Here is a 23,962-nt window from a genome sequence, read left to right on the forward strand (position 1 = left end):
CGGCTGCCCGGCGAGCTCGGGGTGACGCGCGGCGAGCGCGGCGGTGAACGCGGGGCCCTGCGCGGCCACCTCGGTGCCGGTGTACCCCGCGCCGACCACCACGAACGTGCAGCGCGCGGCGCGTTCGGCCGGGTCGTCCGCCGCGGCGGCCAGCTCGATCTGCCGCGTGATGTGGTCCCGCAGGTACAGCGCCTCCGGCACGCCGCGGAAGCCGTGCGCGTACTCGGGGACGCCGGGGATCGGCAACAGCTTGTTGACGCTGCCCGCGGCCAGCACCAGCCGGTCGTAGCGGAGCCGGTGCTCGCGGTCCTCCGGATCGGTGTAGGCGACCGTGCGGCCGTCGAAGTCGACGCCGGTGGCGGTCCCCAGCACCAGGCGCACCCCGCGCAGGGTTTCGGGGATCGACACCGCCACCCGGCGCGGGTCGAGGATCCCGGCCGCCACCTCCGGCAGCAGCGGCAGGTACAGGAAGTAGTCCGTCGGGTTCAGCACGACGATTTCGACGTCTTCGCCCGCTGCTTTCCGAAGGCTCTTCGCCGTGTTGTGGCCGGCGAAACCACCGCCGACGATCACGACACGCATGGTTCCCCTTTCCTCGCCCGGAAGTCGTCGTTCGCCGGTTACCCGAGGCCGATGCCGGGAAACCGGCGGGGTTGACCTCTCGGCGCAGGGGCGTACGGTCAATGGTGTTGGCTGTTGTTCAGACACGTGCTCCGGTCAGCGCCCCTGCACGCTGGGAAAGGGAGCGCCATGCACGACATTTTCCGAACAGTTTACGAACCCGCCGGGTTGACCGCCACGACGACCGAGCGTCCGGGCGGAATCCGCGTCATCACCCTGGTGGGCGATATCGACGCCGCCACCGTCGGCACGCTCGACGAAGCACTGGCCACGGGTGACCGGATCGTCGCCGACCTGACCCGCGTGGCCTTCCTCAGCTGCGCCGGGGTGCGGTCGCTGCTGGAGGCGAACGACCGCACCGGCCTCGCCCTCGTCGTGAGCGGCCACGCGGTGACGCGCTCACTGGAGGCGACCGGCGCCGACCTGGTGCTGAACGTTCACCCGCGCGTGGGAGCGGCACTGGCCGGTCTCACCACCGAACCCGGCGGGACGGCGTGACCGCCCGGCGGCCACGCCGCCCGTCGTCCACTGTGGACTGACCGGGTGCGGTCAGTCGTCCGGCCAGTCGCCGGTCGCCTTGCGGTAGCCGACCGCACCGGCCCGTTCCGTGGCCGCCTTGACGGCGGCGAAGATCGCGCCCTGCACCGCCGCCGCGATGATCACCTGCTGCCAGGTGTAGTCGCGGTCGGTGGCGTCGGGCGCGTCTTCTTCGCCTGCGACCCGTTTCCAAACCTGCTTGAAGACCTGGCCGGCCAGGACACCGCCGAGGGCGCCCACCGTCCAGCTGAGCGGTTTGTACAGCACCTTGTTCACGAGGCGTTCCTCCGTCGCAGGATCAGGCGGATCACGATCAGCAGGCCCAGCACGCCGGCGAAGACCGGGATCGGGTTGGCCCGGACGGCGTCGGCCCCCTGGCGGAACCTGACCGCGGTCGGCTCGTTCGTGACGTCGGCGACCTTGGCGGTGGCCGCGTCGAGCTTTTCGTCGACGTTCTCCTTGACCCGGGTCTTCACGTCGAGCTTCTGCCCGAGCGCTTCCAGGGTTTCGGTCAGCTCTTCCCGGGTGGTGTCCCGGTCGAGCCGCGCCTCCTCGGCGTTCTTCGGGAAGCCGCCGTCGCTCATGCCCGCACCCCCTGCTTCACGGTGTCCACGTCTTCGCGGACGCCGGTGATCGCTTCCTCGGGGACCGGTGGTACGCCCTGGGTCACTTCCTTCTTCCCGGCCAGCGCCGCGATCCCGGCGATCAGGAACAGCGCGACCGCGACGATCACCGCCGCGAGCCAGCCGGGTACGACCAGCGCCAGCGCCAGCACGGCGGCCGCGACCAGGGTGCCGGCGCCCAACAGCGCGAACAGGCCCGCCGCGCCGAACAAGCCGGCGCCGAAGCCCATCTTCTTCCCCTTGCGCTGCAGTTCGAAGACCGCGAGCCGCATCTCGTCCCGGACCAGCCGCTTGACCTCGTCGGTCAGGTCCGTCACCAGTTCGCCGATCGACCGGTCCGCCGCCGGTTTCTCGTTCACTTCTTCGATCACGGAACACCTCCTTCACCTGGCCGCGGGGTACCCGGCGCGCGCCGGGTCAATCACGGCGCGTTTGGCCGCCGCACCACGGGGTAGCCGGGGAATTCCACCACCGACCAGGAGGAGTGCATGAGCACGATCACCGAAATCGTGGACGTGGAGGTCCCCGTTTCCACCGCCTACAACCAGTGGACGCAGTTCGAGGAATTCCCGCGGTTCATGGAAGGCGTCGAGCAGATCAAGCAGGTCGACGCCACGCACACCCATTGGGTGACGAAGTTCGGTGGCGTGACGCGTGAATTCGACGCGACGATCACCGAGCAGCACCCCGACGAACGGGTCGCGTGGACGTCCGATTCCGGCCCGGACCACGCCGGGGTCATCACCTTCCACCGGCTCGACGACCGCCACACGCGCGTCACCGCGCAGATGGAGATCGATCCGGAGGGCTTCGCCGAGAACGTCGCCGACAAGCTGGGCGTGCTCGACCGCCGGGTGAAGGGCGACATGAAGCGGTTCAAGGAGTTCATCGAGCAGCACGGCAGGGAGACCGGTGGCTGGCGCGGTGACGTGGACCGCCCGGGCACATAACCCGATCGAGTGCGGGGGCACGGCGGGGCGGTGGACGACCGCCCCGCCGTGTTTCGCGTCCGCGGGCCACGGGTAGGCCGCACACATGACGACCACCACCGCCGACGTTCCCACCGTCGAACTGAACAACGGCGTGCGGATCCCGCAGTTCGGGTTCGGCGTCTTCCAGATCCCGCCCGCCGAAACCGCGCGGGCGGTGCGGACGGCCCTCGAGGCCGGCTACCGCCACATCGACACCGCGCAGCTGTACCGGAACGAAGAGGGTGTCGGCGCCGGGATCGCCGAATCGGGCCTGAAGCGGGAAGACGTGTTCGTCACGACGAAACTGGCGAACGACGCGCACGGCCACGACAACGCGATCACCGCGCTCGAAGGCAGCCTGCGCCGGCTCGGCCTCGACCACGTCGACCTGTACCTGATCCACTGGCCGTTGCCGCACAAGGAGAACTACGTCCGCACGTGGCAGGGCTTCGAGGAGATCCTGCGCGCGGGCAAGGCACGCGCGATCGGAGTGTCGAACTTCCAGCCGGCGCACCTCGACCGGCTCGCCGGCGAGTGCGAGACGGTCCCCGCGGTCAACCAGATCGAGCTGCACCCCGCGTTGCAGCAGAACGACTTGCGCGCCTACCACCGGGAGCACGGCATCGCGACCGAGGCGTGGAGCCCGCTCGCGCGGGCCGGCGTGCTCGACGACCCGGTGCTCGCCGACCTGGCGGCCAAGCACGGGAAGACGGCGGCGCAGGTCGTGCTGCGCTGGCACCTCCAGCTCGGGAACATCGTGTTCCCCAAGTCTTCGTCCCCGGACCGGATCCGGCAGAACATCGACGTGTTCGGCTTCGAACTCGACGACGAGGACATGACGGCGATCGGCAAGCTCGACGCCGGCCGCCGCACCGGGCCGGACCCGGACGCCTTCGAGGGGTGACCGCGGCGTTTCCGTGCGCGACGCGGAGGGTATTCCTCCGGCAAGGTCCCCCTGGAAGGAGCGTCCGGCATGACCACGAACGCGTACCTGTCGTTCCTCGCGATCGGCATCGCGCTGGTCCTGATCGACGGGCAGATCATCTACCGCAGCGGACGGCGGTACCTGGAGAACTCCTACGGCGATCCCGCGGCGGGCGCCTCGATGACCCGCCTGGTCACGGTCCTGTTCCACCTGGCGACGCTGGGCGTGCTGGCGCTGATCTCGACCATCGACATGGGCGACAGCGACCTGCCGGGCGTCGTCGGCCGCCTCGGCGTCCTGCTGCTGATCCTCGCGCTCGCCCACGCGATCACCCTCGGCGTGCTGGCCCGCATCCGCGGCGAGCAGGAAGTCGAAGCCGTCGTCCAGCGCGGCAGCCGTCAGCGCGTGGAGCCGCAGACCCCGACCGTGACGCCGGTGCCGGGCCAGGAAGGCCGGTACCCGGACGTCAGCCCGTCGCTGGAGAACCGGTCCCCGTACTCGGCCCAGTAGCCCCTCAGCCCTCGCGCCCGGCGACCGGGACGTCGATCTCGGTGTGCCGGGTGGCGAGGGTCCGCGCGAGGTCGGCGAGCTTGACGTTGAGGTCCTGGGACGTCCGCCGCAGCACGTCGAAGGCTTCGTCGGCGGTGATGCCGCGGCGCTGCATCAGGATGCCCTTCGCCTGGCCGATCACGTCCCGGCTGTCGATGGCGCGGCGCAGGTGCTCGGACTCCAGCTCGGCCGAAACGAGCGCCTCGGTGTGGGCGAGCGCCAGCGAGGCGTGCGTGGCCAGCAGGAGCGCGGCGTCGATGGCGTGGCTGTCGAACGCCCCCGGCGTGCGCGAATAGATGTTGAGCGCCCCCGACAGGCGCGGCGGGCGGGCGTCCGGGAGCAGGGCCGTCGCCAGCACCGAGTGGTAACCGTGGCGGGCGGCTCCCGGGCCGAACGACGGCCAGCGCGGGTCGTGGCCGACGTCCTGCGACCAGCCGACGGCCGGGCCGTCCGGGCGGGCCGATTCCACGCACGGGCCTTCGCCGTGTTCGTACTGCAGCCGGTCGAGCTCCAGCGCGACGGCGTCGGTCTCGACCGGCGTGTGGAACCGGCCGTCGGGCCCGCGCAGGGTGACGCTGACCAGATCGGCGTCCGGGATGATCGCGACCGCGGCGCCGACGACGAGCTTGAGCACGCCGCCGACCGTCGGCGTCACGTCCAGCAGCGTCCGCGTGAGGTCGGCGAACTGCCCCGCCAGCGGGCCCGGCGCCGGTGCGCCGTCCTGTCCGAACCAGGCCCGGTCCCGGGCCCATTCCCCTTCGCTGACGCTCATCGGTCCTCACTGTGTCCGTGGTCGTGACGGACCCCATTCAACCCGATGCCGGTGCGTTCTCGCCGTGCCCCGGCCGGACCAGCGCGTTCCTGGCGCGGTCGACGAACCCCGGCCCCGGCCACAGCCGCTCGGCCGGCAGCACCCGGTCGGCCAGGTCCGGGTGGGGCAGCGTCGCGGCGGCCTCCCGGGTTTCTAGGACCGCACGGCCCAGTTCGGCCCGCCGTTCGGGGGAACAGCGGCGGCGGACCTCGGTCACGGCCGCGGGCCCTTCGTCGCGGACGTGCCGCCGCACCGCGCGGATGAGCCCGCCCAGCAGCCGCTCGAACCGCGTCTCCTGCGGTCCCGCGCCCTCCAGCTGCCGCATCAGCCGGTCGGCTTCGGCGAGGTCGCCTTCGCCGTCGAGGAAGGGTTCTTCGGCGACGGCGTGCCGGACCAGCTCCGCGATCAGGTGATCCGAGAGGTCCTTGCGGTTCTCGGGGCTGCCCTGGCCGAGTTCGAGCTCGGTGCAGAGCCGGTCGAGGTCCCGGTGGTCACCGGCGAGGACGATCGTCAGGTCGGTTGCGGGCTGGCTGCCGTTCATGCACGCTCCTGGTCCGGGCTCGGGTTTCCGGGGCGGATACCCGCTGCTCGAGCGCCGAATCCCGTGTCGGCGGGCGGCGTGCCGGGTATGCCACCAGGAGAACCGGGCCCAGGGAGGACGACTATGGCAGCGCCGACGTCGGTGATCGAGCGCGAACGCAAGTACGAAGTCCCGGCGGGCAGCGGGGTGCCCCGGCTGATCGGCGTGGCGGGCGTCGCGGCGCAGGACGATCCCGTCGAGCAGATCCTCGACGCGTCGTACTACGACACCGGGACCTTCCGGCTCGCGGCGGCCGGCATCACGCTGCGCCGGCGCGTCGGCGGGCACGACGCGGGCTGGCACCTCAAGCTGCCGGTCTCGGCCGACGAGCGCCAGGAGCTCCAGCTCCCGCTGGGCGGGGACGTCCACAAGGTGCCGGGCCGGTTCCGGCGCCTGGTGCGCGCGTACACGCTGGGGGAGAAGCTGGTGCCGATCGCGCACCTGCGCACCGACCGGTTCGCCCACCGGCTCGCGGCCGCCGACGGCCGCACGATCGCGACCCTCACCGACGACCACGTGACCGGCGAAGCGGGCGGCGATGCCGCGCGGCTCGACGAGTGGCGCGAGCTGGAGCTGGAACTCGACCCGGACACCGAACCGGAGTCGCTCGAGGAATTCGACCGCGCGCTGGCCGAAGCCGGCGCGTCGGCCTCGCCGTGGTCGTCGAAGCTCCGCCGCTTGATCGGCGACCGCGTCCCGGCGCCGCCGCGGGCCGGCAAGAAGCCGTCGGCGGGGGACGTCGTGGTGGCGTCGCTGCGCGAGCACGCGGCCCGGTTGCGCCGGGCGGACGTCGGCGTACGGCTGGACGTCGAGGACTCCGTGCACCAGATGCGCGTCGCGGCCCGGAAGCTGCGGAGCACGCTTCGCACGTTCGGGCCGGTGCTCGGCAAGGAGAAGACCGCCGGCCTGGCTGCCGAACTGCAGTGGCTCGGGCAGCAGCTCGCTCCGGCGAGGGACGTCGAAGTCGCCGAAGAGCGGCTGCGCGAGCAGCTCGACGAGCTGCCGCCGGAGCTGGTGTTCGGGCCGCTGCGCCAGTTCCTCACCCGCCACTTCGCCCGCGAAGCGGAAGAGGCGCGCACCCGGGCGATGGAGGCGCTGACCGGCAAGCGCTACCTCGCGCTCCTGCGGGAACTCGACGCCGTGGTCGCGGACCCGCCGTCGGGAAAGAAGGCGGGCAAGCGGGCGAAGGCCGGGTTGCGCAAGCCGCTGCGCAAGGCGGCGAAGAAGCTGAGGCGCGCCGAGGCGGCGACCCACGGGCTGGCGGGCGAAGAGCTGGAGCACGCGCTGCACGACGTCCGGAAGAAGGCGAAGCGGGCCCGGTACGCCGCCGACACCGTGAAGCCGGTGTCCGGCAAGAAGGTGCGGAAGTGGCGGCGGAACGTCAAGGCCGTCCAGCAGACGCTCGGCGCGCACCAGGACACCGTGGTCGGCCGGGAAGTCCTGCGCCACCTCGCCCTCGCCGGGCACGGCGAGGGGCAGAACACCTTCACCTTCGGGATGCTGCACGCCCGGGACGCCGAGCGGGCGGAGCGGCTGCGGAAGCGGTTCGCGAAGCAGTGGCGGCGGCTGGGGTGAGCGCCGCGGCCGGCCCGGACCGGGCCGGCCGCGGGCTAGCCGTCTCCGGTGAGCTTGCCGCGCAGCTGCTCGAGCGTCTGTGACAGCAGCCGGGAAACGTGCATCTGGGAGATGCCGACGCGGTCGGCGATCTGGGTCTGCGTCAGTCCGCCGAAGAACCGCATCACCAGGATCGCGCGCTCGCGCTTGGGCAGTTCCTGCAGCAGCGGCTGGAGGGCCTCGTGGTTCTCCACCATGGCCATCTCGTGGTCCGGTTCCCCCATGGTGTCCGCCAGCGACAGCGCCTCGGCGTCGTCGTGCACGGGCTTGTCCACCGAGAGCGCCTGGTAGGCGTTGCCCGCCATCAGGCCTTCGCGGACTTCGTCGACGTCCAGGCTCAGGTGCTCGGCCAGCTCCGTCGGCGTCGGTGCGCGGCCCAGGCGCTGGGAAAGCGTCGCCGAGCCCTGGCTCAGCGACAGGTGCAGTTCCTTGAGCCGGCGGGGGACGCGGACGGACCAGCCGGTGTCGCGGAAGTGCCGCCGCACCTCGCCCATGATCGTCGGCACGGCGAAGGACAGGAAGTCGTGGCCCCGGCTGGGATCGAACCGGTCGACGGCGTTGATCAGGCCGATCCGCGCCACCTGGACCAGGTCTTCCCGGGGCTCGCCGCGGCCGGAGAACCGCGTCGCGATGTGCTCGGCGAGCGGCAGCAGCTCGGTCACCAGCTTGCTCCGGACGGCTTCCCGCCGCGGGTCGTCGGCGTCGAGCTCGCCCAGCTCCTCGAACAGCGGTTCGCAGTGGGCGTACTCGTCCGGGCGGTGGAGGACGGTTTTGCGCTCGCCGCTCACGCGCTCGTTCCCGGGTTGAGCACCAGCTCGATCGTGACGATGCCCGCGCCTCCACCGGGAAGGACGTCGCAGTGCGCGGTCACCGACCGGCTCAGTGTGGTGAGGACGTGCCAGCCGAACGTGCGGTCGCTCGGCGGGCGGGGCTCGGTCGAGCGGGTGGAGACGACGACGTGCAGGCCGTCGACGGCGAGCCGGAAGCGGCAGTGCAGCTGCGACCCCAGCTCGGCGAGCTGGACGAGCTGCGCGCAGGCCTCGTCGACGGCCATCTTCGCGTCCGCGATGGCGTCCAGCCCGAAGTCCGCGCGCGAGACGACGCCGTGCGTGAGCATCCGGACCAGGGGGATCTGCTCCGCCATCGCGGGGAGCCGCAGCTCGACGAGCTCGTCGAGCATCTCGTCGACGGTGGGTTTGCCGCCGAGCGAGCCACTTGTTTCTTCCATGTCGGAGGTACTACCCATCTGGGGGAACGCTGACACTGGGGGGTCGGGCTTGTTCAGGGGGACCGGCGTCACCGGCCCAGCGCCCGTTCGAGTTCCTTCTTCGTCATCTTCGAACGGCCGTCGATGTTCTTCTTCTTGGCTTCGTTGTAGAGCTGGTCCTTCGTCGGCCCGCCGGGGCCCTTGCGGTTGCCCGACCGCTCACCGCCGCGCTGCTGCGGGCTCTTGTCCTTGACCGACGTCCGGCTCGCCTGCCGGGACTCACCCGACTGCGCGCGGTTCTTGTTCACCGTCCGCGCGGCGATCTCCTTGGCCCGCCCGGTGCTCGCGCCCCGGTCCTCGGCCGAGTCCTTGATGTGCTCGTACTGGCGTTCCCGTTTGCCGCTCCACGACTGAGGCATGGCTGCTCCCTTCTTCCCGCGAGACGGGTACCCGGTTGATCACCCGGTAAACGTCGTCCCCGGGTGGTTACCCACCGCAGCGGCCGGGTACGCGACGGGCTGACGAGAGGAGGCGCCGATGCGGATCGGCTACACCCTGATGACCGAGCAGACCGGGCCGAACGACCTGGTCCGGTTCGCCGCCGGTGCGGAGGCGGCCGGCTTCGACTTCGAGGTCATGAGCGACCACTACTCGCCGTGGCTCGAGGAGCAAGGGCACGCGCCCTACGCCTGGAGCGTGCTGGGCGCGGTCACCCAGAGCACCGAGCGCGTCGAGCTGATGACCTACGTGACCTGCCCGATCATGCGGTACCACCCGGCCGTGGTGGCCCAGAAGGCGGCGACCGTGCAGGCGCTCTCGGCCGGCCGGTTCACCCTCGGGCTCGGCGCGGGCGAGAACCTCAACGAGCACGTCGTGGGCCGCGGCTGGCCGCCGGCCAACGTCCGCCACGACATGCTGGCCGAGGCCGTGCAGATCATCGGCGGCCTGTTCGACGGCGGCCACTTCGACTACGAGGGCAAGCACTTCCGCGTCGACTCCGCGAAGCTGTGGGACCTGCCGGAGCAGCGGACGCCGGTCGCCGTCGCGGTGTCCGGCTCGCAGTCGGTGCGGCGGTTCGCCCCGGTCGCCGACGCGATGATCGCCGTCGAGCCGAAGGCGGAGCTGGCCCAGGAGTGGGACGCGACCCGGCTCGGGCCGCCGGCCCGCAAGATCGCGCAGCTGCCGGTCTCGTGGGGCCCGGACCGCGACGCCGCGGTGAAGCGCGCGCACGAGCAGTTCCGCTGGTTCGCCGGCGGCTGGAAGGTCAACGCCGAGCTGCCGGGCCCGGCCGGGTTCGCCGGCGCGACGCAGTTCGTCCGCGAGGAGGACGTCGCGGGCTCGATCGCCTGCGGCCCGGACGTCGAGCCGATCGTCGAAGGCGTCCGCGAGTTCGAGCGGGCGGGCTTCACCGACGTCGCGCTCGTCCAGATCGGCGGCGACCAGCAGGAGGGCTTCCTCGACTTCGCCGAGAAGGAACTGCTCCCGGCGCTGCGGGGCTAGCCGGAACCGCTCGTGCCCGCGCTGATCGCGATGCAGTAACCTCGCGCTGGACCCGTTAAAGCGCTAGCGGCCCACTAGTGGCGCGCGCCCGGGTCCTCCCTGGTCTTGAGCGCCCTGAGCAACGGATGAGGGGCGTCACCAGGATGACGGGCGGGCACGAGCAGCTCACCGCACGGCTGGACGAGGTCACGGTCGCGATGGAGTCGCTGACCGCGATGCTGGACACCGAGCTCGACCTCGGCCAGATGCTGCAGGCGGTGTGCGACCACGTGGTGCACGTGGTGCCGGGAGCCGACATGGCCAGCATCACCCTCGTGCGCGACGGCGTCCCGGAGACGGTCGCCAGCACCGACCAGCGAGCGGTCAACTTCGACCGCGAGCAGTACCGCATCGGCGACGGCCCGTGCCTGCGCGCCGCGGAGACCGGCCAGCCGGTCCGGGTCGGCGTCGGCGCGGTGGGGGACCTGTGGCCGCAGTTCGTGACGTCGGCCGAGCAGCTGGGCGTGGCCAGTTTCCTGGCCGCCCCGCTGACGGTGGACGAGGACATGTCCGGCGCGGTCAACCTCTTCGGGTTCGGCGAACACGGTTTCAGCGAGCTGGGCACGAAGATCCTGGAGCTGTACACGGCGACGGTGGTGTTCGGCCTGCGCAGCGCGCGGCGGTACTTCGCGGCCCGCGAGCTGGTCGACCAGCTCAACCGGGCGCTGGAGACGCGCGCCGTGATCGACCAGGCCAAGGGGATCCTGATGGCGGCGCACCGGATCACGGCGGAGGAAGCGTTCCAGCGGCTCGTGAAGCGGTCGCAGGCGGGGAACCGCAAGCTGCACGAAGTGGCGGCGGAGTTCGTGGCGGCGGTGGTGACGACGACGGGCTGACCGCCCGCTCAGCCCGTCGGGACCTCGTCCGGCGGGGAGTCCGGTTCCTGGCGGCTCCGGCCGAGCTGGCAGGTCGTGCACACCAGGGTGCGGCCGAGCACCGTCCCGTCGTCCGCGACGACCTGCGCCACGTGCATCGTCAGGAAGCCGCAGACCTCGCAGGGGAGTGAGCCGTCTTCGCGGCTGATGCGGATCTGGGTGCCCATCCGGCCTCCTGGTGTGACGTAGGTCTCATCTACTCTGCCGTCTTCGGGACGCGGGCCGGGCGAATTCACTCGTTCGGCGCAACGTCGGCTGTCTCCCGTCCCCCGTCCGGTGCCTCCTGTGTTTCAGGGAGTGATCCGGGGTAACCGGCCGGTGAAGACGCACAGGCGGATGCCCGGAGGGGAGCGGAGATGCGAGACAAGCGGAACGACCTGCGACCGGTGGCGGACCTGCTGCTGGAGGGCGGTGACTCCCCGGAGCAGGAGCGCACCCGCCACAAGGCGGCGCTGGCCGTTGCGGCCCAGGCGAAGGACCCCGAGGACTGCGCGCAGCTGCTGGAGATGCTCGGCCTGCACCGCGGTGGGCGCGCCAGCGAAGTGGCCTGAGCCCGTCACACTGAGTTTCGGGCCGCCGCCCCACGGGTACCGCTGCCGGTGAGGAGGTCGACATGGCGAGACCGGTGTGGAGCGGGGCGTTGAGCCTGGGGCTGGTCACCGTGCCCGTGGAGCTGTACCCCGCGGTGACGGACCACACGATCCACTTCCACCAGTTCGAACGCGGCACGTCGGACCGGATCCGCAACCGCCGGGTCAACGAGCGGACCGGCGACGAGGTCGGCCAGGACGAGATCGTCAAGGGCTACGACCTCGGCGGCGGCGACCACGTGCTCGTCGAGCCGGACGAGCTGGACGAGATCGCGCCCGAGCGGTCCCGCCGGATCGACATCGAGCAGTTCGTCGAGCTCGACGACATCGACCCGTGGTTCTTCGACAAGACGTACTGGCTCAAGCCGGCGAAGGAGGACTTCGCCAAGGCGTACGGCCTGCTCCTGCGGGCGATGGACCGCAGCGAAAAGGCCGGCGTCGCGAAGTTCGTGCTGCGCGGCAAGGAATACCTCGCGGCGGTCCGCGCCGGCGAAGGCGTCATGGTGCTCAACACCCTGCACTTCGTCGCGGACCTGCGGAAGCCGAAGGACGTCATGGGCAAGCTGCCCGAGCTGCCGAAACCGCGGCCGAAGGAACTCGACATGGCGCTCGCGCTGGTCGACGAGATGACGGCGCCGTGGCGGCCCGAGGACTACCGCGACGAGTACTCCGAGCGCGTCGAAGAGCTGATCAAGGCCAAGAAGGCGGGCAAGGAGATCACGCACGAGGAGGAGCCGGAGCCCTCGGCCGACGTCGTCGACCTCTTCGAGGCGCTGTCGCGCAGCGTGAAGAACCGCAAGGGCGGCACCAAGAAGCCCGCGAAGAAGGACCTCACCGAACTGTCCAAAGCGGACCTGGAGAAGCTCGCGCGCGAGCAGGGCGTCAAGGGCCGGTCGAAGATGTCGCGCGCCGAGCTGGAGAAGGCGCTGAAGGCATCGTGACCGGACCCGGCTGGCGCGAGCCCACCCTGGCCACGCTCACCGACCGCCCGTTCTCCGCCGAGGACTGGATCTTCGAGCGCGAGCCGGCGCTGTACTCCCGCAACCGGAAGGTGATGGACAACGCGTCCCCCGAGATCGTCGAGGCCCTCGCTGACCGGGGCAGCGCGCGCTTCGTCGCCGACGGTGAGATCGCGGCGTTCGACGACCACGACTCGACCGTGCAGTGGAAGGCGCTGCTGCGGGACGTGTTCGACTTCGACGAGCCGTTGCGGCTGTCGTCGCACCGCAATGCCGATGGCGAGAAGTTCTCCGAGGAAACCTGCCGACGCGGCTGGGAATGCGTCATCGCCAAGCGGTCACCTGACTGGCTGAAGTTCAAGTGCGCGCAGGGGCAGGAACTCGTCATCGGCGGCTTCACCGACCCCCAGGGTGCCCGGCACGGCTTCGGCGCGCTCCTGCTCGGCTACCACGAAGACGGCGGGCTGAAGTACGCGGGCAAGGTCGGCACCGGCTTCGACGAGCGGCTGCTGGCGTCGTTGCACGCGCGGCTGCGGGACCTGGAGACGCCGGACTCGCCGTTCGACGGCCCGGTGGGGGAGCGCGGTGCGCACTGGGTCCGGCCGGAGCTGGTGGCGCAGATCGGCTTTTCCGAATGGACGCGCGACGGCCGGCTGCGGCACCCGCGGTTCGCCGGGCTGCGCGAGGACAAGAAGGCCGTGGACGTCGTACGGGAGCGGGCATGAAGATTTCCCACGAGGACAAGGTGTTCTACCCCGGCGACGGGCTGACCAAGGGTGACGTCGTCGGGTACTACCGGGACGTCGCGGACGCCATGGTGCCGCACCTACGCGGCCGTCCGCTGACGTTGCGGCGCTTCCCGGACGGCATCGCGAAGCAGGGCTGGTTCCAGAAGCACCCGGGCGAGCACTTCCCGGACTCGATCCGCGTCGCTCTCCTCAGCCGAGTAGCTTGCCCGCCGCCTTCAAATCCGCCACGAAGGCCGCGTACGCCTCGTCGCGGTCCGGCGCCCGCAGCACCGCCGACGGGTGCACCGTCGCCACCGCGGACGGCACCAGCTCGCTCAGCTCCGCCGGTGGCTCGACGGGCTCACCGCGGTGCTCGGTGAGCCGGAACTTCGGGCCCAGCAACGACTGCGCCGCCGTCGCGCCCAGCAGGAGCACCAGTTCCGGGCGCACCGCGCGCAGTTCCGCCAGCAGCCACGGGCGGCACGCGACCACCTCGGTGCGGCCCGGCTTCTGGTGGATGCGGCGCTTGCCCTCGCGCCTGAACTTGAAGTGCTTGACCGCGTTGGTCACGTACAGCGACCCCCGGTCGAGACCCGCCTCCTCGAACGCGCGGTCCAGGAGCCTGCCCGCCGGGCCGACGAAAGGCTCGCCCGCGACGTCCTCCTTGTCGCCCGGCTGCTCGCCGACGACGAGGACCTTCGCCCCGGCCGAGCCTTCGCCGAAGACGGTCTGCGTGGCGTCCTGGTACAGCGTGCACCCGTGACAGCCGGACGCCGCCGACCGCAAGCGAGCCAGGTCGGTGGTGTCCGGCGGCTCCGCACCGCGGGAATCCGGCATGTGGCCGGAAATTCCCCGGACGGCCGCCGAGTAAACCCCGCGACGCCGGGTAGCCGGAGGACAACCGGATGAAGGGAGCTCAACGATGACCACCGCACGCGACATCATGACGGCGGACGCCACCTGTGCCCGCGCGTCGGACACCGTGCAGGACGCCGCGGTCACCATGGCCCGGCTGGGCGTCGGCGCCCTGCCGATCTGCGGTGAGGACAACCGGCTGCAGGGCATGATCACCGACCGTGACATCGTCGTGAAGGTACTGGCCGAGGGCAAGGACACGCGCGCGCTGCACGTCGGCGAGCTGGCCCAGGGCGAGGCCGTCACGATCGGCGCCGACGACGACGCGGCGGAAATCCTGCGCACGATGTCCGAGCACCGCGTGCGTCGGCTGCCGGTGATCGACGGGCACGACCTGGTCGGCATCGTCGCGCAGGCCGACGTGGCCAGGGCACTGGCGAACCCGACCGCCGGCGAGCTCGTCGAGGCCCTCTCCTACGACTGAGCGCGGCGCGGTGCGGGTACCCCGCCGGTATGACGCGCAGCCGAGGAAAAGTGGAGGTGGCGACCCGCGTCGCCCTGGACACCCCCGAGGACCTGGCCGAGCACTACACGCCGGGCGTCGCGGAGCAGGCGAAGCGGGTCGCCGACGATCCGTCCGCGCTCGGCCGGGAGACGGTCAAGGCCAACTCGGTCGCCATCGTCTCCGACGGCTCGGCGCTGCTCGGGCTCGGCGACCGCGGCCCGGCCGCCGCCCTGCCGGTGATGGAGGGCAAGGCGGCCCTGCTCAAGCGGTTCGCCGACGTCGACGCCTGGCCGATCTGCCCGGTCAGCCGCGAACCCGACGACCTCGTCCGCACGGTGACCGACCTCGCGACGTCGTTCGGCGCGATCAACCTCGAAGACATCGCCGCCCCGCGCTGCTTCACCGTCGAACGGCGGCTGCACGACGAGCTCGACATCCCCGTTTTCCACGACGACCAGCACGGCACCGCGGTCGTCGTGCTCGGCGCGCTGCACAACGCGCTGAAGCTGACCGGCCGCCACCCCGAGGGCACGTCGGTCGTCATCGCCGGCGCCGGCGCGGCGGGCAGCGCGATCACCCGGCTGCTGCTGCGCGCCGGCTACCGGCCCGACGGCATCGCCGTCTGCGACCGCGAAGGCGTCCTGCACGAAGACCGGGACCTGGTGGGGGAGAAGGGCTGGCTGGCGGAGAACACCGGGGGCAGTCCCGGTTCGCTGAAGGACGCCCTGCGCGGCGCGGACGTCTTCATCGGCGTCAGCGCCGGCGGGCTCCTCGCGCCGGAGGACGTCGAGACCATGGCGGCGCGGCCGATCGTCTTCGCGCTGGCCAACCCGGAGCCGGAGGTCGATCCCGAGGCGGCCGGGCGGTACGCCGAGATCGTCGCGACCGGCCGCAGCGACTTCCCCAACCAGATCAACAACGTGCTGGCGTTCCCCGGGATGTTCCGCGGCCTGCTCGACTCGGGCGCACCGCGGGTGACCGAGCACATGCTGCTCGCCGCGGCGCACGCGCTGGCCGACGTCGTCGGGGACGACCTGGCGCCGGAGCGGATCGTGCCGAGCGTGTTCGACGAAGCACTGGTGCCCGCCATGGCCGAGGCGATCGCGGGCGCGGCGAAGGCCGACGCCTAGTCCACAGAGGAGGGATCAGCGCGCGGCCGGGGCGGCGCCGTCTCCGGTGGTCTCGCGGGCCGTTTCGGCGCGGGCGATGTGCCACGCCACCAGCGCTCCGGCGCTCACCGTGCCCCAGAGCACCAGCTCGGCGTCCCGGGCGAAGAGGCCGACGAGCAGCATCACGACGGCCGTGACGTCGCAGAGCACCAGCAGCAGGTTCCAGCGCCTGAGTCGCCGGAGCTTGCGGCCGCTGAAGGCGGCGGCGAACGCGGGGTCGTTCGCTTGCAGCTCCGCTTCGATTTCGCGCAGCGCGTGGCGTTCTCGCTCCGGAAGCATGGCTCCTCCTCGCGTCGGCTACCGGAGTGATACCCGCTCGGGACCCGTTCAATGCGGGAAAGTCAGTGGTTGTCGCGGGGAACGCCCTTCGTCTCGGCGATCCGCTGGTAGGCCACCGCCGGGCGCAGCACCATGCCGTCGCAGAGCTGGTCGACCATCGACCGCTGGATCTCCTGCCACGGCGTCTGCGCTTCCGGCACCGGGTAGCCGCCCGCTTCGGCGAGCTCCTTGTGGCGCAGCGCGAGTTCCTCGTCGGGGATCAGGACGTCGGCGGTGCCCGCGGCCAGGTCGATCCGCACCCGGTCGCCGGTCCGCAGCACGGCGAGCCCACCGCCCGCCGCGGCCTCGGGGGAGGCGTTGAGGATCGACGGCGAGCCGGACGTGCCCGACTGGCGGCCGTCGCCGAGGCACGGCAGCTCGTGCACCCCGCGTTTGATCAGCTCCGCCGGCGGCCGCATGTTCACGACCTCCGCGGAGCCCGGGTAGCCGAGCGGGCCGGTGCCGCGCATGACCAGCAGCGAGTGCTCGTCGACGCCGAGGCCCGGGTCGTCGATCCGGGCGTGGTAGTCCTCCGGCCCGTCGAACACGACCGCGGTGCCCTCGTAGACCCCGCCGGCCAGGTAGCGGCGCCGGAACTCCGGCGAGATGACGCTGGACTTCATGATCGCCGCGTCGAAGAGGTTGCCCTTGAGGACGAGGAACCCCGCGTCGGCGGTCAGCGCGGTGTCGAAGGTCCGGATGACGTCCCGGTCGCCCGCTTCGGCGTCGCGGCAGTTCTCGCCGAGCGTGCGGCCGTTGACCGTGCGGACGTCTTCGTGGACGAGCCCGTGCCGCATCAGCTCCTGCACGACGGCCGGGACACCGCCGGCGCGGTGGAACTCCTCGCCGAGGTACTTGCCCGCGGGCTGCAGGTCGACCAGCAGCGGGACGGCGTGGCCGAGCCGCTGCCAGTCCTCGAGCGGCAGGTCGACGCCGACGTGCCGGGCGATCGCGCCGATGTGGATGGGCGCGTTGGTCGAGCCCCCGATCGCCGAGTTCACCACGATGGCGTTCTCGAACGCCGCACGCGTGAGGATGTCGGACGGCTTGAGGTCCTCGCGCACCATCTCGACGATCCGCAGCCCGGTGCGGTAGGCCATCCGCGCCCGGTCGCGGTGCGGCGCCGGGATGGCCGCGCAGCCGGGCAGGCTCATCCCGAGCGCTTCGGCGAGCGCGTTCATCGTCGAGGCGGTGCCCATGGTGTTGCAGTGCCCGGGCGACGGCGCGGACGACGCGACCAGCTCCATGAACCCGGCGTCGTCGATCTCCCCGGCGGCGAGCAGTTCGCGGGCCTTCCAGATGATGGTGCCGGAGCCGGTGCGCTCGCCGTTGTGCCAGCCGTTGAGCATGGGGCCGCCGGACAGCACGATCGCGGGGAGGTCGACGGTCGCGGCGGCCATCAGGCAGGCGGGGGTGGTCTTGTCGCAGCCGGTGGTGAGGACGACGCCGTCGATGGGGTAGCCGTAGAGCGTCTCGACCAGCCCGAGGTAGGCGAGGTTGCGGTCCAGGGCGGCGGTGGGGCGCTTGCCGGTCTCCTGGATCGGGTGGACCGGGAATTCGATGGCGATCCCGCCTGCTTCCCGGATGCCTTCGCGGGTGCGGTCGGCGAGCTGGAGGTGGTGGCGGTTGCAGGGGGACAGGTCCGAGCCGGTCTGGGCGATGCCGATGATCGGCTTGCCGGATTGCAGCTCTTCGCGGGTCAGGCCCCAGTTCATGTAGCGCTCTAGGTAGAGGGCGGTCATTCCCGGGTCGGCGGGGTTGTTGAACCAAGCTTCGCTGCGCAGTCCCATACTGGTCAGTCTGTCAATGCGGTTCGCAAAGTGAAAGTGCTCTCCGGCACCCCGAAGCTGTCATTGTGACTACGGCCGGCAACACCGCGTCAAGGCGGGAAAGCGTGCCTTGACCCGGTGCTGCCGGCCGTGTTCTGGCTTCGGATCGGGGTGCGGGGGGTCTGGGTCCTCGTCGGGTGTCAGCCCAGGCCGTTCAGCCCGATCACCCGGGAGTACCACTGTGCGCTGCGCTTCAGGGTCCGGACCTGCGTTTCGTAGTCCACGTGGACCAGGCCGAACCGCTTCGCGTAGCCCTCGGCCCACTCGAAGTTGTCGAGCAGCGACCAGTAGAAGTACCCGCGCAGGTCCACGCCCGCCGCCAGGGCGTCGTGCGCTGCCCGGAGGTGGGAGTCCAGGAAGGCGACCCGGTCGGTGTCGACGATGTCACCGCCGTCGCCGATCACGTCGGGGTAGGCCGCGCCGTTCTCCGTGATGTACAGCGGGACGCTCCGGTAGCCGCGGTGCACCTGCAGCAGAGACTCCGTCAGGCCGGCCGGCTGGACCTCCCAGCCCGAGTCCGTGCGCGGGGCGGCCGGGTCCGGGACGAAGTGGACGTCGCCGGCGCCGACCCACTCCGGGCCCGCCGGTTCGCTGCCCTCCACCGGGCGGCCCGCGACGCGGTAGTCGCGGTAGTAGTTCACGCCCAGCCAGTCGACGTGTGCGGCGATCACCGCGGCGTCCTCGTCCCGCACGACGTCGCCGAGGCCGAACGGCGCCAGGTCGGCGACCAGGTCGTCCGGGTAGCCGCCGCGCAGCACCGGGTCCAGGAACAGCCGGTTCTGCAGGCCGTCGATGCGCCGGGCCGCCGCGACGTCGGCGACGTTCGCCGGGTCGTGGGCGGCCACCGGGTACAGGTTCAGCGTGATGCCGGCCGGGACGCCCGGCGCGTGGCGGCGGATGACGTCCATCGCCAGCCCGTGCCCCAGCAGCAGGTGGTGGGTGGCGGCGACGGCGGCCGGGTGGTCGGTGCGGCCGGGCGCGTGGATGCCGCCCGCGTAGCCCAGCATCGCCGCGCACCACGGCTCGTTCAGCGTCGACCAGCTGGCGACGCGGTCGCCGAGGCGTTCCACCACCGACTCCGCGTACTCGGCGAACCGGTACGCGGTGTCGCGCGAGGTCCAGCCGCCCTTCTCCTCGAGCGCCTGCGGCAGGTCCCAGTGGTAGAGCGTCGCCCACGGCTGGACACCCGCCTCCAGCAGGCAGTCGACCAGCCGGTCGTAGAACGCGAGCCCGGCGGCGTTCGGCTCGCCGCCGTCCGGCCGCACCCGCGGCCAGGCCAGCGAGAACCGGTAGGCACCGAGCCCGAGGCGCCGCATGAGCGCCACGTCCTCGGCGTAGCGGCGGTAGTGGTCGGCCGCCGGGTCGCCGGTGTCGCCGCCCACGACCGCACCCGGACGGCGCGCGAAGACGTCCCAGACCGAGTCGGTTCGACCGTCGGCCGTGGTGGCCCCTTCCACCTGGAACGCCGCGGTGGCGGCGCCCCAGACGAATCCGGGCGGGAACATCAGCGCTGTCTCCGCCCGAACGCTGTCGGGATGTACGGACATGTTCACCCTTTCACGGCACCTTGCATGATTCCGGCCACGATCTGGCGGCCGAGGAGGAGGAAGACGATGAGGATCGGGATGGTGGCCAGGGTCGTGCCGGCCAGCACCAGCGAATAGTCGACGTAGTAGCCGCTCTGCAGCTTCTCCAGCGCGACCTGGACGGTCGGGTTGCCCGCGTCCAGGACCACCAGCGGCCACAGGAAGTCGTTCCACGACATCATGAACGTGAACATCGCCAGGATCGCCGCGGCCGGCCGGACCGCGGGCAGGCAGACGTTCCAGAAGATCCGGATCATGCTGCAGCCGTCGACGCGCGCGGCCTCGATCAGCTCGTACGGCAGCGCGTCCACTGTGTACTGCCGCATCCAGAAGACGCCGAACGCGGTGACCAGGTTGGGCACGATCACCGCCGTCAGGCTCCCGGTCCAGCCCAGCTCGGACATCGCGATGAACAGCGGGATGATGCCCAGCTGGGTGGGCACGGCGAGCGTGACGACGATGAACACGAACAGCTTGTTGCGCCCGCGGAACCGCAATTTCGCGAAGGCGAACCCGGCCAGCGACGAGAACAGCACCGTCGTCAGCGTCACCGTGCCGGACACGATGACGCTGTTGGCCAGTGCTTTCCAGAACGGCACGGTGTCGAACACCCGCGCGGCGTTGGCGAAGAAGTTGCCGCCGGGCACGAACGGCGGGATGCGCTCGGTGAGCATCCCGTTGTCGCGGCTGGCCACCAGGAACGACCAGTAGAACGGGAACAGCGAACCGAGCACGAAGATCGCCAGCACGACGTAGGTCGCCTTGCGTGGCTTGCCGAGCGTGGCGACCTTCCGCCGCAGTCCACTCTGGAGTGTCGTCATTTCTTCTTCACCGCCTGGGGACGGGCGAGCCGGCCGGTGAGGAAGTAGTTCCCCAGCGCGATCAGCACGATGATCAGGAACAGCACCCAGGCGATCGCCGAGGCGTAGCCGAGATCGGCGTTCTGGAACGCCGTCTGGTAGAGGTACAGCGTCACGGTCTGGAACTGGTTGGTGGAACCGCCGTTGTTCGACCCGGGCATGGCGTCGAACAGCTTCGGCTCGGTGAAGATCTGCAGGCCGCCGATCGTCGAGGTGATGGTGACGAAGATCAGCGTCGGCCGGAGCAGCGGCAGGGTGACGTTCCAGAACCGGCGCCACGTGCCGGCGCCGTCGATCAGCGCCGCTTCGTGCAGTTCCTTCGGAATGGCCTGCATGGCCGCCAGCACGATCAGGGCGTTGTACCCGGTCCAGCGCCAGTTGACCATGATCGCGATCGCGACGTGGCTGCCGAAGCGGTTGGCCTGCCAGTCGACCGGGTCCAGCCCGATGGTCTGCAGCACGCCGTTGATCAGCCCGTACTTGGGGCCGAACAGGTTGGCGAAGATGATGCCGATGGCGACGAGGCTGGCCGCGTACGGCAGCAGGATGCCCACCCGCCAGCCGGTGGCACCGCGCAGCCGGGCGCCGAGCAGGGCCGCCAGCAGCACCGCGATGATGAGCTGCGGGACGCTGGAGAGCAGGAAGATGCTGATCGTGTTCGTCAGCGCGTTCCAGAACTGCGCGTCGGCGAAGAGCTCCTTGAAGTTGTCGAGGCCGATGAAATCGGGATCGTCGCTCCCGGCTTCCCACTTGAACAGCGAGACGTACGCGGTGTAGAGCAGCGGGAACAGCCCGACGATCCCGAAGAGGATGAAGAACGGCGCGATGTAGAGGTACGGCGAGACCTTGACGTCCCACCGGCTCAACCGGTGACGGAAGGTGGGCCGGGGAGACGTGCGCTCCCCGGCCTTACTCCCTTCCGGCGCGACCTTGTCGAGGACGGTCATCGGCTCAGCGCGTGATCTTCTTCGCGGCGTCGACCATCTGGTTCCAGCCGTCCGCGGCCGACTTGCCCTGCTCGACCGCCTGCAGGGCCGGGCTCGACGCGTTCTCCTGGATCTGACCGTCGCCCGGGCCCTTGTACTGCGGCTTCTGGACCTTCTTGGCCTGCTCGGCGAACAGCTCGCCGACCTTCGTGCCGCCGAAGTAGTCGTCGGTCTTGCTCAGCAGCGCGGGGTCGGTCAGCGCCTTGACCTGGCTCGGGAAGGTGCCCTTGGCCTGGAACGCCTTGATCTGCTGCTCCGGCGCGGTCAGCCAGGCCGCGAGCTCGGCGGCCTCCTTCGGGTGCTTCGACTGCGTCGGCACGGTCAGGTACGAACCGCCCCAGTTGCCGCCGCCACCGGGGAACGCCGCGGTGACCGCCCACTTGCCGGCGTTCTCCGGGCCCGCCTGCTCCTTGATCACGCCGAGCATCCAGGCCGGGCACACCTTCGTGGCGAACGCGCCCTGCTTGAAGCCGGTGTTCCACTCGTTGCTGAACGCGGTGAGCTTGGCCGACTCGCCCTTGGCGACCGCGTCGGTGACCTTGGTCCAAGCGTCCTTGATGCCCTGGTTGGTCTCGAGGGCCAGCTTGTCGTCCTTGTTGATGTAGCCCTCGGGGAGCTGGTTGACCATGGCGTTGAAGTTCTGCGCGGCCGAGTCGAACCAGGCCTTGCCGTTGCTCTTCTTCACGAAGTCCGCGCCGGCGGCGAAGTAGCTGTCCCAGGTGGCGAACAGCGGCTTGACCGCTTCGGGGTCGTCCGGCAGGCCGGCGGCCTTGAACATGTCCTTGCGGTAGCACATGGCGAGCGGGCCGATGTCGGTGCCGTAGCCGATGACCTTGCCGTCCTTGGTCTTGGCGGCGTCGTACTTCCAGGGCAGCCAGCGGTCCGGGGACGCGTCGGCCGGGCCGATCTTGCTCAGGTCGTTGAACTTCGAACCCTTGTCGAGGAAGTCCGAGAGGTGGCCCTCTTCGAGCGCCGTCACGTCGGCGAGGCCGGACCCAGCGGCCAGCTTGGTGACGAGTTCCTCGTGGTAGGGGCCGCCCTGGCCGGTCTTGCGGTGAGTGATCTTGATGTTCGGGTGCAGCCGCTCGTACTCCGGGATGAGGGCCTCGTAGCCGAACTCGGTGAACGTCGCCAGCGTCAGGTCGACGTGCTCGTTCGGACCGGCGGCGGGGGGCGTTTCGTCACCGCCGCCACCACAAGCCGTGGCGCCGAGCGCCGTCATCGTGATGCCCAGTGCGAGGACCAGGCCGTTCCGGATCGTTCTCACGTGTCCAACCACCTTGTTGACGGGAATGAGCGCTCTCACTGCTGGGAGCCGATCTGGGAGCGCTCCCAGGTGTCGCAGAGTCTGGTGGGGGCCTCCACCGGTGTCAAGGGGTCGTAACCGGAGTGTTTCCTGCGAGGAGCGCTCCCGGACTTCGTTCCGCTTGGCGGTTAAGCTGTCGAAGTCAGGGTGGTCGTGGGAGCGAGGGCGGTTGGTGTGGGGCCTCGAGCAGGGGATGAAGAGCGGCCGACGCTGGAGGACGTCGCGGCGTTCGCCGGCGTGTCGCGGTCGACGGCGTCGCGCGCGCTGAACGACGACGCGTACGTCAGCGCGGCGGCGCGCGAGAAGGTCCAAGCCGCGGCTCGTGACCTGGGCTATTCCCCGAACCAGGCCGCCCGCTCGCTGGTCACCCGCCGCACCGGCGCGATCGCCGTGGTGCTGTCGGAGCCGGAGTCCCGGCTGCTCGACGACCCGTACCGGACGTCGGTCATGCGCGCCGGCTACCGCGAGCTCGCCGACGTCGGCCGCCAGATGGTGCTCATCTTCAGCGACACGCGCGAGGACCTGGGCAAAACCGTCCGGTTCCTGGAGGGCGGCCACGTCGACGGCGCGCTGGTGTTCGCGCCGCACCGCGCGGACCCGCTCCCGAAGGCCCTGCGCCTGCTGCGCATCCCGGTGGTCTTCGGCGGCCAGGCCGCCGGCATCCGCCGCGGCGTCCACGTCGTCGACTTCGACAACGAAGGCGGCGCGCGCCTGGCGGTGCAGCACCTGGTCGCGTCCGGCCGTCGGCGGATCGGGACGATCGCCGGCCCGCAGGACCAGAGCGCCTCGATCGACCGCCTCGCGGGCTGGCGCAAAACGCTCCTCGACGCCGGCCTCGACCCCTCTGACCTGGTCGAAGAGGCCGACTTCACGCTCTCCGGCGGCGCGAACGCGATGTCCGCCTTGCTGGCCCGCCACCCGGACCTCGACGCGGTGTTCGTGGCGAGCGACATGATGGCGGTGGGCGCGCTGCGCACCTTGGACGCGGCGGGCCACCGCATCCCGGCCGACGTCGCGGTGGTCAGCTTCGACGACAACGCGACCCTCGCTCCGGCGATGGACCCGCCGCTGACGTCGGTGCACCAGGACCCGCGCGAGCAGGTGCACGCGATGGTGGAGACGTTGTTGCAGCTGCTCGACGACCAGAGCTTGAAGCCGCGCCAGCAGATCCTGCCGGTTTCGCTGGCGGTGCGCGCCTCGAGCTGAGTTCCCGGCCGCGGCTGAGGTGTAGTGAATGACTCATTCATGTCGTCTGGCGACATGAATGAGTCCTTGAGTTTTAACTCTTGGTGGTCTTCTTGCCTCGTCGGCTGTTCTTGCGATAGGTCGGATAGCGGGTCCGGGGCGGCCGGGCGGAGCCGGTGGGACGTCCGGGACCGGGACGGGTGGGTTTCGGTGGGTTGGCCGGGGTGCCGGTCA

At 70.9% G+C, this 23,962-nt stretch carries 30 protein-coding genes and 1 pseudogene; 14 read left to right on the forward strand and 17 right to left on the reverse strand.

Translation table 11 applies throughout. The features are described 5' to 3' along the window. A partial coding sequence (locus G3I65_RS38695) for an NAD(P)/FAD-dependent oxidoreductase (protein WP_160700476.1) occupies window positions 1–582 on the reverse strand: 582 nt, incomplete at its 3' end. A gap of 168 nt (window positions 583–750) precedes the next feature. Here G3I65_RS38695 and G3I65_RS38700 point away from each other — a divergent pair. Then, window positions 751–1,119 carry an STAS domain-containing protein gene (locus G3I65_RS38700; protein ID WP_160700477.1) on the forward strand — a complete coding sequence of 123 codons (369 nt, stop codon included), beginning with the start codon at window positions 751–753 and terminating at the stop codon, window positions 1,117–1,119. 51 nt (window positions 1,120–1,170) lie between these two features. Here the strand turns inward: G3I65_RS38700 and G3I65_RS38705 are convergent, their stop codons facing one another. Genes G3I65_RS38705 through G3I65_RS38715 form a run of 3 tightly spaced genes read right to left on the reverse strand, consistent with a single transcriptional unit; the run spans window position 1,171 to window position 2,152 of the window. Further along, the gene (locus G3I65_RS38705) at window positions 1,171–1,434 is read right to left on the reverse strand and encodes a DUF4235 domain-containing protein (RefSeq protein ID WP_125316109.1); all 264 of its coding nucleotides are present in this window, start codon (window positions 1,432–1,434) and stop codon (window positions 1,171–1,173) included. Continuing rightward, entirely contained in the window at window positions 1,431–1,742 is a 312-nt protein-coding gene (locus G3I65_RS38710; protein ID WP_160700478.1) for a DUF3618 domain-containing protein, read from the reverse strand. Before G3I65_RS38710 ends, G3I65_RS38705 begins: the two co-directional genes overlap by 4 nt. Beyond that, window positions 1,739–2,152, reverse strand: a complete 414-nt coding sequence (locus tag G3I65_RS38715) for a phage holin family protein (protein WP_160700479.1) — start codon at window positions 2,150–2,152, stop codon at window positions 1,739–1,741. The genes G3I65_RS38710 and G3I65_RS38715 overlap by 4 nt, the downstream gene beginning before the upstream one ends. A gap of 117 nt (window positions 2,153–2,269) precedes the next feature. Between G3I65_RS38715 and G3I65_RS38720 the strand changes: the two genes are divergently transcribed. The 3 genes from G3I65_RS38720 to G3I65_RS38730 all read left to right on the forward strand — a co-directional run bounded on the left by G3I65_RS38720 (window position 2,270) and on the right by G3I65_RS38730 (window position 4,187). After that, window positions 2,270–2,731: an SRPBCC family protein gene (locus G3I65_RS38720; protein ID WP_160700480.1), complete on the forward strand. Its 462-nt coding sequence runs from the start codon at window positions 2,270–2,272 to the stop codon at window positions 2,729–2,731. Window positions 2,732–2,816: 85 nt separating this feature from the next. Then, complete coding sequence (locus tag G3I65_RS38725) at window positions 2,817–3,656, forward strand: aldo/keto reductase (protein ID WP_160700481.1); 840 nt, start codon at window positions 2,817–2,819, stop codon at window positions 3,654–3,656. 69 nt (window positions 3,657–3,725) lie between these two features. Next, window positions 3,726–4,187: a hypothetical protein gene (locus G3I65_RS38730; RefSeq protein WP_160700482.1), complete on the forward strand. Its 462-nt coding sequence runs from the start codon at window positions 3,726–3,728 to the stop codon at window positions 4,185–4,187. A 4-nt stretch (window positions 4,188–4,191) separates the two neighbouring features. On the opposite strand, the gene G3I65_RS38735 is transcribed toward G3I65_RS38730, so the two are convergent. After that, the gene (locus G3I65_RS38735) at window positions 4,192–4,998 is read right to left on the reverse strand and encodes a GAF and ANTAR domain-containing protein (protein ID WP_160700483.1); all 807 of its coding nucleotides are present in this window, start codon (window positions 4,996–4,998) and stop codon (window positions 4,192–4,194) included. A gap of 37 nt (window positions 4,999–5,035) precedes the next feature. Then, on the reverse strand, window positions 5,036–5,578 hold the full coding sequence (locus tag G3I65_RS38740) for a hemerythrin domain-containing protein (RefSeq protein ID WP_160700484.1): 543 nt from the start codon (window positions 5,576–5,578) through the stop codon (window positions 5,036–5,038). A 123-nt stretch (window positions 5,579–5,701) separates the two neighbouring features. On the opposite strand from G3I65_RS38740, the gene G3I65_RS38745 reads away from it, so the two are divergent. Beyond that, window positions 5,702–7,192 carry a CYTH and CHAD domain-containing protein gene (locus tag G3I65_RS38745; RefSeq protein WP_160700485.1) on the forward strand — a complete coding sequence of 497 codons (1,491 nt, stop codon included), beginning with the start codon at window positions 5,702–5,704 and terminating at the stop codon, window positions 7,190–7,192. 35 nt (window positions 7,193–7,227) lie between these two features. Here the strand turns inward: G3I65_RS38745 and G3I65_RS38750 are convergent, their stop codons facing one another. From G3I65_RS38750 to G3I65_RS38760, 3 genes are all read right to left on the reverse strand, one after another. Then, window positions 7,228–8,019: a SigB/SigF/SigG family RNA polymerase sigma factor gene (locus G3I65_RS38750; RefSeq protein ID WP_160700486.1), complete on the reverse strand. Its 792-nt coding sequence runs from the start codon at window positions 8,017–8,019 to the stop codon at window positions 7,228–7,230. Then, window positions 8,016–8,459 carry an anti-sigma factor gene (locus tag G3I65_RS38755; RefSeq protein ID WP_160700487.1) on the reverse strand — a complete coding sequence of 148 codons (444 nt, stop codon included), beginning with the start codon at window positions 8,457–8,459 and terminating at the stop codon, window positions 8,016–8,018. The genes G3I65_RS38750 and G3I65_RS38755 overlap by 4 nt, the downstream gene beginning before the upstream one ends. A gap of 68 nt (window positions 8,460–8,527) precedes the next feature. Further along, on the reverse strand, window positions 8,528–8,857 hold the full coding sequence (locus G3I65_RS38760) for a plasmid stabilization protein (protein WP_160700488.1): 330 nt from the start codon (window positions 8,855–8,857) through the stop codon (window positions 8,528–8,530). Window positions 8,858–8,975: 118 nt separating this feature from the next. On the opposite strand from G3I65_RS38760, the gene G3I65_RS38765 reads away from it, so the two are divergent. After that, entirely contained in the window at window positions 8,976–9,938 is a 963-nt protein-coding gene (locus G3I65_RS38765) for a TIGR03557 family F420-dependent LLM class oxidoreductase (protein ID WP_160700489.1), read from the forward strand. 143 nt (window positions 9,939–10,081) lie between these two features. Next, window positions 10,082–10,813, forward strand: coding sequence for an ANTAR domain-containing response regulator (locus tag G3I65_RS38770; protein ID WP_160700490.1), 732 nt, complete (start codon window positions 10,082–10,084; stop codon window positions 10,811–10,813). Window positions 10,814–10,821: 8 nt separating this feature from the next. On the opposite strand, the gene G3I65_RS38775 is transcribed toward G3I65_RS38770, so the two are convergent. Next, a complete protein-coding gene (locus G3I65_RS38775) occupies window positions 10,822–11,019 on the reverse strand; it encodes a hypothetical protein (RefSeq protein ID WP_160700491.1) in 198 nt (65 codons plus the stop codon). A gap of 189 nt (window positions 11,020–11,208) precedes the next feature. On the opposite strand from G3I65_RS38775, the gene G3I65_RS38780 reads away from it, so the two are divergent. The 4 genes and pseudogenes from G3I65_RS38780 to G3I65_RS59165 form a co-directional block, all read left to right on the forward strand. Further along, complete coding sequence (locus G3I65_RS38780; protein WP_160700492.1) at window positions 11,209–11,403, forward strand: hypothetical protein; 195 nt, start codon at window positions 11,209–11,211, stop codon at window positions 11,401–11,403. Window positions 11,404–11,465: 62 nt separating this feature from the next. Next, a complete protein-coding gene (locus G3I65_RS38785; protein WP_160700493.1) occupies window positions 11,466–12,383 on the forward strand; it encodes a Ku protein in 918 nt (305 codons plus the stop codon). Further along, window positions 12,380–13,126, forward strand: a complete 747-nt coding sequence (locus G3I65_RS38790; protein ID WP_160700494.1) for an ATP-dependent DNA ligase — start codon at window positions 12,380–12,382, stop codon at window positions 13,124–13,126. Before G3I65_RS38785 ends, G3I65_RS38790 begins: the two co-directional genes overlap by 4 nt. Further along, a pseudogene (locus tag G3I65_RS59165) lies at window positions 13,123–13,320 on the forward strand (ATP-dependent DNA ligase); the annotation flags it as partial. The gene G3I65_RS38790 and the pseudogene G3I65_RS59165, both read left to right, overlap by 4 nt. A 19-nt stretch (window positions 13,321–13,339) precedes the next feature. Here the strand turns inward: G3I65_RS59165 and G3I65_RS38800 are convergent. Next, window positions 13,340–13,966, reverse strand: coding sequence for a UdgX family uracil-DNA binding protein (locus G3I65_RS38800; protein WP_160700495.1), 627 nt, complete (start codon window positions 13,964–13,966; stop codon window positions 13,340–13,342). 85 nt (window positions 13,967–14,051) lie between these two features. Between G3I65_RS38800 and G3I65_RS38805 the strand changes: the two genes are divergently transcribed. Both G3I65_RS38805 and G3I65_RS38810 read left to right on the forward strand, forming a co-directional pair. Then, window positions 14,052–14,468 (forward strand): CBS domain-containing protein, encoded by a 417-nt coding sequence (locus G3I65_RS38805; RefSeq protein ID WP_160700496.1) that lies wholly within the window; start codon window positions 14,052–14,054, stop codon window positions 14,466–14,468. Between the two features lie 29 nt (window positions 14,469–14,497). Continuing rightward, on the forward strand, window positions 14,498–15,619 hold the full coding sequence (locus G3I65_RS38810) for an NADP-dependent malic enzyme (protein WP_160700497.1): 1,122 nt from the start codon (window positions 14,498–14,500) through the stop codon (window positions 15,617–15,619). A 15-nt stretch (window positions 15,620–15,634) separates the two neighbouring features. On the opposite strand, the gene G3I65_RS38815 is transcribed toward G3I65_RS38810, so the two are convergent. The 6 genes from G3I65_RS38815 to G3I65_RS38840 form a co-directional block, all read right to left on the reverse strand. Then, window positions 15,635–15,937, reverse strand: coding sequence for a DUF3040 domain-containing protein (locus tag G3I65_RS38815; protein WP_160700498.1), 303 nt, complete (start codon window positions 15,935–15,937; stop codon window positions 15,635–15,637). A 62-nt stretch (window positions 15,938–15,999) separates the two neighbouring features. Beyond that, complete coding sequence (locus G3I65_RS38820; RefSeq protein ID WP_160700499.1) at window positions 16,000–17,766, reverse strand: IlvD/Edd family dehydratase; 1,767 nt, start codon at window positions 17,764–17,766, stop codon at window positions 16,000–16,002. Between the two features lie 179 nt (window positions 17,767–17,945). After that, the gene (locus G3I65_RS38825) at window positions 17,946–19,310 is read right to left on the reverse strand and encodes a GH1 family beta-glucosidase (RefSeq protein WP_239071708.1); all 1,365 of its coding nucleotides are present in this window, start codon (window positions 19,308–19,310) and stop codon (window positions 17,946–17,948) included. Window positions 19,311–19,354: 44 nt separating this feature from the next. After that, complete coding sequence (locus tag G3I65_RS38830; protein ID WP_125316133.1) at window positions 19,355–20,212, reverse strand: carbohydrate ABC transporter permease; 858 nt, start codon at window positions 20,210–20,212, stop codon at window positions 19,355–19,357. Then, a complete protein-coding gene (locus G3I65_RS38835; protein ID WP_125316134.1) occupies window positions 20,209–21,198 on the reverse strand; it encodes a carbohydrate ABC transporter permease in 990 nt (329 codons plus the stop codon). The genes G3I65_RS38830 and G3I65_RS38835 overlap by 4 nt, the downstream gene beginning before the upstream one ends. A gap of 4 nt (window positions 21,199–21,202) precedes the next feature. Next, window positions 21,203–22,504: an ABC transporter substrate-binding protein gene (locus tag G3I65_RS38840; protein WP_160700500.1), complete on the reverse strand. Its 1,302-nt coding sequence runs from the start codon at window positions 22,502–22,504 to the stop codon at window positions 21,203–21,205. A 249-nt stretch (window positions 22,505–22,753) separates the two neighbouring features. On the opposite strand from G3I65_RS38840, the gene G3I65_RS38845 reads away from it, so the two are divergent. After that, a complete protein-coding gene (locus G3I65_RS38845; protein ID WP_160700502.1) occupies window positions 22,754–23,749 on the forward strand; it encodes a LacI family DNA-binding transcriptional regulator in 996 nt (331 codons plus the stop codon). Window positions 23,750–23,962 lie beyond the last annotated feature (213 nt).

It is taken from the genome of Amycolatopsis sp. SID8362, from assembly GCF_010550475.1.
GTDB lineage: Bacteria > Actinomycetota > Actinomycetes > Mycobacteriales > Pseudonocardiaceae > Amycolatopsis > Amycolatopsis eburnea.

Coding starts and splice junctions, on each gene's coding strand:
- G3I65_RS38810 (WP_160700497.1), top strand. CDS start 14,498: ATGACGCGCAGCCGAGGAAAAGTGGAGGTGGCGACCCGCGTCGCCCTG.
- G3I65_RS38835 (WP_125316134.1), bottom strand. CDS start 21,198: ATGACCGTCCTCGACAAGGTCGCGCCGGAAGGGAGTAAGGCCGGGGAG.
- G3I65_RS38745 (WP_160700485.1), top strand. CDS start 5,702: ATGGCAGCGCCGACGTCGGTGATCGAGCGCGAACGCAAGTACGAAGTC.
- G3I65_RS38735 (WP_160700483.1), bottom strand. CDS start 4,998: ATGAGCGTCAGCGAAGGGGAATGGGCCCGGGACCGGGCCTGGTTCGGA.
- G3I65_RS38815 (WP_160700498.1), bottom strand. CDS start 15,937: ATGCTTCCGGAGCGAGAACGCCACGCGCTGCGCGAAATCGAAGCGGAG.
- G3I65_RS38830 (WP_125316133.1), bottom strand. CDS start 20,212: ATGACGACACTCCAGAGTGGACTGCGGCGGAAGGTCGCCACGCTCGGC.
- G3I65_RS38825 (WP_239071708.1), bottom strand. CDS start 19,310: ATGTTCCCGCCCGGATTCGTCTGGGGCGCCGCCACCGCGGCGTTCCAG.
- G3I65_RS38765 (WP_160700489.1), top strand. CDS start 8,976: ATGCGGATCGGCTACACCCTGATGACCGAGCAGACCGGGCCGAACGAC.
- G3I65_RS38785 (WP_160700493.1), top strand. CDS start 11,466: ATGGCGAGACCGGTGTGGAGCGGGGCGTTGAGCCTGGGGCTGGTCACC.
- G3I65_RS38755 (WP_160700487.1), bottom strand. CDS start 8,459: ATGGAAGAAACAAGTGGCTCGCTCGGCGGCAAACCCACCGTCGACGAG.
- G3I65_RS38780 (WP_160700492.1), top strand. CDS start 11,209: ATGCGAGACAAGCGGAACGACCTGCGACCGGTGGCGGACCTGCTGCTG.
- G3I65_RS38800 (WP_160700495.1), bottom strand. CDS start 13,966: ATGCCGGATTCCCGCGGTGCGGAGCCGCCGGACACCACCGACCTGGCT.
- G3I65_RS38720 (WP_160700480.1), top strand. CDS start 2,270: ATGAGCACGATCACCGAAATCGTGGACGTGGAGGTCCCCGTTTCCACC.
- G3I65_RS38710 (WP_160700478.1), bottom strand. CDS start 1,742: ATGAGCGACGGCGGCTTCCCGAAGAACGCCGAGGAGGCGCGGCTCGAC.
- G3I65_RS38820 (WP_160700499.1), bottom strand. CDS start 17,766: ATGGGACTGCGCAGCGAAGCTTGGTTCAACAACCCCGCCGACCCGGGA.
- G3I65_RS38770 (WP_160700490.1), top strand. CDS start 10,082: ATGACGGGCGGGCACGAGCAGCTCACCGCACGGCTGGACGAGGTCACG.
- G3I65_RS38730 (WP_160700482.1), top strand. CDS start 3,726: ATGACCACGAACGCGTACCTGTCGTTCCTCGCGATCGGCATCGCGCTG.
- G3I65_RS38740 (WP_160700484.1), bottom strand. CDS start 5,578: ATGAACGGCAGCCAGCCCGCAACCGACCTGACGATCGTCCTCGCCGGT.
- G3I65_RS38725 (WP_160700481.1), top strand. CDS start 2,817: ATGACGACCACCACCGCCGACGTTCCCACCGTCGAACTGAACAACGGC.
- G3I65_RS38775 (WP_160700491.1), bottom strand. CDS start 11,019: ATGGGCACCCAGATCCGCATCAGCCGCGAAGACGGCTCACTCCCCTGC.
- G3I65_RS38805 (WP_160700496.1), top strand. CDS start 14,052: ATGACCACCGCACGCGACATCATGACGGCGGACGCCACCTGTGCCCGC.
- G3I65_RS38700 (WP_160700477.1), top strand. CDS start 751: ATGCACGACATTTTCCGAACAGTTTACGAACCCGCCGGGTTGACCGCC.
- G3I65_RS38760 (WP_160700488.1), bottom strand. CDS start 8,857: ATGCCTCAGTCGTGGAGCGGCAAACGGGAACGCCAGTACGAGCACATC.